2 protein-coding genes are annotated in these 1320 nt (G+C 76.4%); both read left to right on the top strand.

Features of this window, described 5'->3' with window-relative positions; genetic code table 11:
• Positions 1–40: 40 nt before the first annotated feature.
• Positions 41–286, top strand: coding sequence for a hypothetical protein (locus AB0L34_RS33945; protein ID WP_363709767.1), 246 nt, complete (start codon positions 41–43; stop codon positions 284–286).
• Positions 283–1233, top strand: coding sequence for a VWA domain-containing protein (locus AB0L34_RS33940; RefSeq protein ID WP_357459012.1), 951 nt, complete (start codon positions 283–285; stop codon positions 1231–1233). Before AB0L34_RS33945 ends, AB0L34_RS33940 begins: the two co-directional genes overlap by 4 nt.
• The last annotated feature ends 87 nt before the right edge of the window (positions 1234–1320 follow it).

Raw genomic sequence — 1320 nt, 5'->3', positions numbered from 1 at the left:
GGGTTTGGGGGGGGGGCGGGGGGGGTGGGGGGTGGGGGGGGTGGGGGGGGGGGGGCGGCGGCGCGCCCGGCCCCGGGCGGGGCCCGCGCCGCCCCCCCCCCCCGACCCGCTGCTGCGGCACCGCTACGCCGAGGCGGCGACCGCCCAGCGGGCGGAGATCTCCGCCGCGCTGCGCGGCGCGGGCGCGGCCCACCTGCGGCTGCGTACGGACCGAGACTGGCTGCTCGACATGGTGCGCTTCGTGGCCGCGCAGCGGCACGCCCGCACCAGGGGGACGACACGATGATCCGTTTTCTGCAACCGTGGTGGCTGCTGGCCGTGCTGCCGGTGCTGGCCCTCGCCGGGCTCTACGTCTGGCGGCAGCGCAACCGCCGGGCGTACGCGATGCGGTTCACCAACGTGGACCTGCTGCGCACCCTGGCGCCGAAGGGGCTGGGTTGGCGTCGGCACGTGCCGGCGACCGCGTTCCTGCTCTGCCTGCTGGTGCTGGCGACCGCGTTGGCCCGGCCGGCGGTCGACACCCGGGAGCCGCTGGAGCGGGCCACCGTAATGCTGGCCATCGACGTGTCGCTGTCCATGCAGGCCGACGACGTGGCGCCGAACCGGCTGGAGGCGGCGCAGGAGGCGGCCAAGCAGTTCGTCGGCGAGCTGCCGGAGAGCTACAACCTGGGGCTGGTCTCGTTCGCCAAGGCGGCGAACGTGCTGGTGCCGCCGACCAAGGACCGGGAGGCGGTGACCAGCGCGATCGACGGGCTGGTGCTGGCCGAGGCGACGGCGACCGGGGAGGCGGTCTTCACCTGCCTGGAGGCGATCCGGTCGGTGCCGGCCGACGGTGCGGCGGAGATCCCGCCGGCCCGCATCGTGCTGCTCTCCGACGGCTACCGCACCTCGGGGCGGTCGGTGGAGGAGGCGGCCTCGGCAGCGCAGGCGGCCAACGTGCCGGTCTCCACGATCGCCTTCGGCACCGACTCCGGGCAGGTGGACATCGGCGGGCAGTTGCAGCGGGTGCCGGTGGACCGGCTGGCCCTGGCCGACCTGGCCGAGGCCACGGAGGGCTACTTCTACGAGGCGGCCTCGGTGACCGAGTTGAAGCAGGTCTACCAGGACATGGGCAGCTCGATCGGGTTCCGGACGGAGCCCCGCGAGGTCACCCAGTGGTACGCGGGCGTGGCCCTGCTGCTGGCGCTGTGCGCCGGCGCGCTCAGCCTGCTGTGGTCCTCCCGCATGCTCTGACAGCCGGGACGGCGGCGGCGGGCGGTGGACGCCCGCCGCCCGCGCCGGCCGGGGCGGCGGGGGGCGGGGGGGCGGGGGCCGGCCCCG

It is taken from the genome of Micromonospora sp. NPDC052213, from assembly GCF_040679695.1.
Classification (GTDB): domain Bacteria; phylum Actinomycetota; class Actinomycetes; order Mycobacteriales; family Micromonosporaceae; genus Micromonospora.
Note: the sequence above shows the minus strand (reverse complement) of the source record. Positions and strands in the feature narration are given on the sequence as shown.